The 6,728-nt window shown below is 52.1% G+C and carries 6 protein-coding genes; 4 read left to right on the top strand and 2 right to left on the bottom strand.

Translation table 11 applies throughout. From position 1 onward, the window contains the following. The coding region (locus B5F17_RS11330) for a site-specific integrase (protein ID WP_242968750.1) at positions 1-138 on the bottom strand (138 nt) is incomplete at its 3' end. 223 nt (positions 139-361) lie between these two features. Between B5F17_RS11330 and B5F17_RS11325 the strand changes: the two genes are divergently transcribed. The 4 genes from B5F17_RS11325 (at position 362) to B5F17_RS11310 (ending at position 4,084) form a co-directional block, all read left to right on the top strand. Beyond that, entirely contained in the window at positions 362-643 is a 282-nt protein-coding gene (locus B5F17_RS11325) for a DUF960 family protein (protein WP_087373935.1), read from the top strand. Positions 644-657: 14 nt separating this feature from the next. Beyond that, on the top strand, positions 658-1,770 hold the full coding sequence (locus tag B5F17_RS11320; RefSeq protein WP_087373933.1) for an amidoligase family protein: 1,113 nt from the start codon (positions 658-660) through the stop codon (positions 1,768-1,770). Then, complete coding sequence (locus B5F17_RS11315) at positions 1,767-2,717, top strand: glutamine--fructose-6-phosphate aminotransferase (protein WP_242968747.1); 951 nt, start codon at positions 1,767-1,769, stop codon at positions 2,715-2,717. Before B5F17_RS11320 ends, B5F17_RS11315 begins: the two co-directional genes overlap by 4 nt. 209 nt (positions 2,718-2,926) lie before the next feature. Further along, on the top strand, positions 2,927-4,084 hold the full coding sequence (locus tag B5F17_RS11310) for a site-specific integrase (protein ID WP_087373930.1): 1,158 nt from the start codon (positions 2,927-2,929) through the stop codon (positions 4,082-4,084). A gap of 4 nt (positions 4,085-4,088) precedes the next feature. Here the strand turns inward: B5F17_RS11310 and B5F17_RS11305 are convergent, their stop codons facing one another. Continuing rightward, positions 4,089-6,710, bottom strand: a complete 2,622-nt coding sequence (locus tag B5F17_RS11305; RefSeq protein ID WP_087373929.1) for a hypothetical protein — start codon at positions 6,708-6,710, stop codon at positions 4,089-4,091. Positions 6,711-6,728 lie beyond the last annotated feature (18 nt).

The raw sequence follows: 6,728 nt of genomic DNA, 5'->3' as shown, positions 1-6,728 counted from the left end.
GGAGAGCAGCTGTGCTCTCCACGCAGAAACCTGTGCCTTTTCCAAAGATTTATCTGCCAACCAGCAAAAAAATTTGCGCACATCGCGCAAATATTTCTCAATCGTACCCGCGCTGCGCTCTTCCGCTCGAAGATGCATGGCAAAGTCTGACAAACAATCTGTTTTACCCTGCATGACGATTCCTCCTATTCTCATAAATATGAACTTATTATACCCGTTTTACAGGAAAAGTCGAAGCCATGCAGTATTTTTCGTGTATTGTTTCATAAATGAAGCTGCTGAAACTCCGCATACATATTATAAAAGTGAAGCCGAAGGAGAAATCCTTCGGCTTTTACTTTTCTATAAGGAGCTGATCCCAATGAAACCCTGTTATATCACCCGCGGCATCCAGGCCACCATTCCACCTTGGTTGCAAACGCTCTTGTGGTACATGCGCGACAGCATGGAAGTGCCCGAGCGGGATTATCTGCAAATCTTCCGCTTATCCTGTAATGGTGACCGCCAGCGCATTGAGCATGCTCAGGAACAGCCGGAGTACAAGCACGTTGTCGCGATTCCGGACGAGCAGCCTGTTGATGCCAAGGTGTACATCATCGAAGATCCCGATCACATCACCATGTTACTAGCAGACGAATACTAAAGGAGGCTTTGAAAATGGAAGAGACGACTTATATCTGTGAGCGATGCGGCGAACGGGTTCCGGCGGATGCCTGTACGATGGTTGCAGACACGATTTTGTGCCCGGACTGCGTGGATATGTACACGACAGTCTGTGATTGCTGCGGAGAGCGGCTGTTCCTCTCGGACGATCAAGGAGATGAGAACATCACCCTGTGTGAGCGTTGCTATGAGCGACATTATACCCACTGTGAGCGCTGCGGGCGCGTCATTTCGTACAGCGATGCCTACTATGAGGACGATGACGAGGATGAGCCGCTATGTTATGACTGCCTGCAAGCTCGTTTGCAGCAGGCGACGATCCACGATTACAGCTACACACCGCGGCTGGTTTTCCATGGCGAGCGCGACAATGAACGCTTCTTCGGCGTTGAGCTGGAGATCGACGGCAACGGCAAAAGCCGCAAGAATGCCGGTGAAATCCTGAACGTTGCCAACGAGGACGCGCAGAATTTGTACATTAAAAGCGACGGCTCACTCGACTGCGGCATGGAGCTGGTCACGCATCCCATGACCTTGCAGTACCACACAGAGCAGATGCCGTGGAAAAATGTCCTGCGTAAGGCGGTCGAACTCGGATATCTCAGCCACCGCACAACAACCTGCGGACTACATGTCCACATCTCCCGCGTCGCTTTCGGCGAAACCGAGCAGGAACAGGAATTGTCCATTGCCCGGCTTCTGTACTTTGTCGAAAAGTTCTGGACTGAACTCCTGCGATTTTCCCGACGTACGGAACGCCAGATCAACCGCTGGGCAGCACGGTACGGCATGAAATTATCGCCGAAAGCTGTGATGGAGTCGGCAAAAGACTCCCGCGCGGGGCGCTATACCGCGGTCAATCTGACAAACGAGGACACTGTTGAGATTCGGATTTTCCGAGGCACCCTGAAATACAACACCCTGATCGCCACGCTGCAGTTGGTAAACGCCATCTGCGACGTGGCAATTTTGTTGTCCGACGAAGAGTTGCAGGAGCTGCCTTGGCACGGCTTTCTTGACCGGATTCACGAGCCGGAGCTCATTCAGTATCTAAAGGAGCGAAATCTCTACAAAAATGACCCTGTTATGTACGAGGAGGACGAATGATGTGCAGCCTATTTGGACTGATTGACTATCAAAATGCCCTGACAACACGGCAAAAGAACCACATCTTACAGGTGCTTGGCAAAGAATGCGAAGTGCGCGGCACTGATGCGACCGGCATCGCCTACAACTTTGGCGGCAGCATCAAGGTGTTCAAGCGCCCGCTCGCCGCGCATAAGCTCAAGTTTCACGTACCCAATGGGGTTCCTGTCGTCATGGGACATACCCGACTTGCCACACAAGGCAAACCGGCAGACAACTTCAACAATCACCCTTGGTCGACCGGAACTTTTGCACTGGCACATAATGGAGTATTGTGGAACGACAGAGAGCTCCGACAGACCGAAAATCTGCCGGATACCCGGATTCAGACCGACAGCTATGTCGCTGTACAGCTGCTCGAACAACAGAAAACCCTGGACTTCACGGCCATCAGCACGATGGCGGAGAAAATCCAGGGTTCTTTTGTCTTTACGGTGCTTGACCGGGACGACAACCTGTATTTTGTTCGTGGCGATAACCCGCTCGCGATCTTTGATTTCGGCGACTTTTACCTGTACGCCTCGACCGAAGAAATTCTGCGGCGGGCGATGCGCAAGCTGCGCCTGCACCACCGGGAGGCAGTCCACACTGAGGAGGGTGACATTTTGAAGATTGATCGAGCCGGCCAGTGCAGTTTGGGGCATTTCAATCCAAATCACAGTTTGGAGCACTTTTGGCGCAATCCTCGGTTTCGGATGCTTTCGTGGTTCGATGAAGTGGACGCGCCGGAGGCGATAGACGGGCAGACCGACCTGCTGATCCAGACTGCGAAGTCCATGGGCGTGTCCGAAGACGAGGTACTGGCGCTGCTCGATCTGGGGTACGATCCGTGCGAGATCGAGGAGCTGCTGTACAATCCGGCGCTGCTGCACGAAGCCGCGGCCGAGTTGCTTTGCGCTTACTATTAATAAGGAGAGGAGATGAGCCTATGGGTCTGGGGACCATTCTGGTCGTGATCGGTGAGATCATTGACTTGCTGGAAGACGAGGACGAATAAACCTTGCGCATTCGATTACAAAGGGAGGTGATGCGGAAAATGTAGTGAAAAGCAGGGACAACTGCCTCGTTGCAATCCGTGAAAATCGATAAGATGTAGGGACAAGGAAGGTGGTTGTCCATGACACAAAAATGTACAGGATACTTGGTCCGCAAGGCGGGATACTATCACATCGTGCTCGCCGAACGCTTTGGCAAGGGACGTAAACTGCGCTGGATTCGCACTGGAATCCGGATTGGTGAACCGCGCTATCTGGCTGAGCGGGTACTGCGCGAAAAGCTGCGCAGGCTGCTTGAGGATGCCAAGCGTGCCGAGCAGATTACCCAGTGGGGCGGTGATGCAGGCTTGTTGAGTGCGCCGCCCTCCTGCTACTTTGCGCAGTGGCTGGAAACGAGGAAGTATGCACTCTGTGAGCGCAGTCTCCGGCTGTATGAGCGCATTTTACGAAAAGCGGGGCAGTATCTGGATGAAACTGCTGCGGAATTGCGGGAATTGAAGGCCAATCATATCCAAAGGTATCTGGAGTTGCTGGCATACGAGCACAAGGCGCCCAGTACCATCCGACTGCACGGCGTTGTGCTGCGGGCGGTACTGGAGGATGCCTGTGCGCGTGGATATCTGGCGCATAATCCGGCGAAAAGGGTGCCGGTTCCGCAGGAGAGCGCCCGGCAGTGGGGCGGATGGGACGAGGACACACAGCGGAAATTGCTGTACGGCCTGAAAGGACATCCACTTGAACTGCCGGTGCATCTGGCGATGGTATACGGGCTGCGATGCGGTGAGATTTGCGGCTTGCGTTGGGAAGACATCAACTGGGACGACTCCTTATTATATATAAGAAGAAACGCGGTGTTGACTTATGACACAGATGGCAGCTCGCGCGTCATCCAGACCGAGACCATGAAAACCCAAGCAAGCCGTAGGACGTTCCCGCTGCATCCGCAGACCCGAACCCTGATGCGTGTACGAGAAGAGCAGGCAGGGGAGGGGAACGGCGCGATTTTTATCGCGAAAAATGGAAGACCGATGCGCCCGGATGGCTTGTCTAGGCGTTTTTGTCATTTTTTACAGCAGAATGGTCTGCCCAAAATCCGGTTCCATGATTTGCGCCATCTCTGTGCGACCGCACTTGCTGATCGGGGATGTGAGTTGACCGAAGTGCAGGCATACCTCGGACATGCGAGCATCCAGACAACACTGCGGTATGCCCACCTCAATCCGGACAACAACGCCAATGTGTTCCGGATCATGCAGAACGCGCTGACGGCAGTCGGATGACGGGTTAAAAGAGCGGATATGGGGAAAGGCTCAGTCCCCATATCGGCATTTCCATGGAAGTTGGGATGTACGCAGACTGCTTTTGCAGCAAGACAGGAATCGGGAGCGAATTACACAGCTCGTTAATGATGTAATCGCTGCCCAGATTTAAGTCCAGTATTAGAGCATCGACAGCATGATCTTCCCAGAGCCAACGGCACAATACGCGCAGCATATCTTGGGTTTGCGGAGAATTAGTACAACGAGAGACGATTTTGATGATAATCGGGGTGTGCTGACCGATTTTTTGGTGCAGATCACTCACGAAGTTAAGGCAGGGTTGCACCTCCTTGAGGAAGCACTTTAGCTTTTGATCAGAAGTGCCGTGCCAGTGCTGAGAAAACAGATCGGCAAAGAGCGTCAGGACAAGGCCAGACACACCGTATGGAAGCACCGATTGATAAAACTCGGCCAGCCAATCGTAGGAGGTGTCGAGAATGTGTTCAGGAAATAAGGGGGCGTCTGGAAAGCAATGATGACAGCGTGCAAGATGATCTTCGTTTGCGCCGAGTATGATAAGACCAGCCGCAGTTTTAAATATAGGATGGTTGAGCGGAGGATGTCCCAGATCTGGATTTATGGCGAAAAACAGGCGGGATTTGGCCGCAAACATACCGATGGAACCACGGTCGAGGGTTTGTTTTTTGCGCTGATCGACAGGCTGCTCACAGAAGGTGCGCGCCCATACTTGGTTCAGAACCTGAGCGTGTTCGGCGGTGTAAAACAGCGGGAAGTAAGCCGACAGCAATGTGCGCGACAGCTCGTGCGCGTATTTTTCCAGAAATGTCTGGAGGGCAAAGCGCTCGGTTTGCTGTCTGCATGCGAAAGATTGCGACACAAATGCATGGAGCAAGTCATCTTGGGCGAACCAAGTATCCAAAGTCTGGCAGAGAGACTGTCTGCGTGCCTCGAGTGTGCCGGACTGATCGGCGGAGAAGATCGCTTCCGCAATGGCGGTCAGCTGTTTTTGATTCATCTTCCGAATTCTGGTACAGACTTTGCCGGAAGGCGGCGTCTGGGACGCTGGCATATGATCCGAGAACAGCTGATTGAGAAAAACTGTGATGGTTCGCTCATCCGCCATGGACTGGGCGGCTTGATGGAGCAGCGTCAGAATACGATAGATCGGTTTGGGGTTTTCGAGTGGCTCGGAGATGGCATCGAATACACTCCGATTACTTAAGGTGTCAATGTTTGTGCGTGAAAGACGCTGAAAGAAATGTTGAGTCAATGCCGCGTTGTAGAAGGTATTCTGCTGCTGGAAGTACGCTCCCAGACCGTTGTACAGCAAAATATCATGCTGAAAGTATTCCTTCGAGGTTGCTTCTTCGCTCAAAACATCGTCTTCGGTCGCTGAAAGTACGGTGTAAGGATCCAGAATGTTTGTATCTCCTTTTTTGAATATGCCGTGACAGAGCCGGAAGATGCGCTCTTGGTTTTTGTTGAACACACGCCAGATATAAGCTGGTGCGATGGTCTGCAAATCCGGAGATGACTCCAGAAACAGCTGCACCTTCAGGAAGAACTGATATAAGGGATCCTCCTGATAGGCAGATAAGAGCTGCTTCAGTGTTGGACGCAGCTTGTTATAATCCTTGCGAGAGAGCAGCTTTGTAAAGTCCTTGTGGGGAAGCGGTTTTTGTGAAGCGCAGGAGGAAAGCAACAGATATATTCTGGCTTTTAAGTTACCCATGCGCTCGCTCAGGTACGAAGGAGTGCCATTCTTGTCAGATTGCAAATCTTCAGACACCTCGCAGAACTCGTTGAGTATGCTGTCGACCGGAACACATTCGCGGTTTTTACTGAGGAGGTCTTGCAGTTGTGTCACCAGATCAATGATCTGTGCGTCCGTCATATCATCTACATGCTCCGCTTTGCATGCAAGTTTATGGAGCGCAGTAAGAAAGTCAAATCTCAGCATGCACTGGCCAATGCTTCCATATTTATTGTATCTCAGGGCTGTTGAGGTTAGGCGTTTGGTGCCCATGAAGTACGCGGTGAAGAAATTGAGCAGGGCTTTCGCCTGTTCAAAGTTCAAAGGGTGGGGCTCCAATGCGGTAGCTTGAAGTGGTTTGAGTTTGGCAAGCAGTTTGTCACATTGTTCGTTCAGTGATTGCTGCTGCCAGCGCTCTGAATAGAGCTGGAAGACGTCCAAATCCTGCCGCTGGATGGCTTGGGACAGCGTCTGTTTGAGGCAGGAGTGTTCCAGCTCGGCATGCAGGGTTTGCTGATCGGGTGTTTCCAGCAAACGGCGCACTTCCCTGTGCACCGTGTCCGACTGGCACAGGGAGGGAAAGGGGAACAGGTACTGGCGATAGCAGAAATGGAGGAAGAGTAGCTGCGAATACTGGTAGCATTCTTGCTGGGAGGGTTTGGACAGGCCCTTTAAACGCTTGGAAAGTGTCTCAAAAAAGGTGATAGCATTGTTGGTAGGCAGCTCTAAATCCGAGCAAATGGTGTAAAACGTGTCGAACTGGCGCAGAATATAGCGCAGACCATGTGCGGGTTCAAATTCAAGTAAAAATGGGACGGATGCCGACTCCTGATTAAGGGTCGGCTTTTTTGTTGCGTCAGAGATGTAAAACATGGCGTGGCCTCCTTTTTG

It is taken from the genome of Butyricicoccus pullicaecorum, assembly GCF_002160355.1.
Lineage (GTDB): Bacteria > Bacillota > Clostridia > Oscillospirales > Butyricicoccaceae > Butyricicoccus > Butyricicoccus pullicaecorum.
The sequence above is the reverse complement of the archived record's forward strand: the minus strand, read 5'-3'. Positions and strand labels throughout refer to the sequence as shown.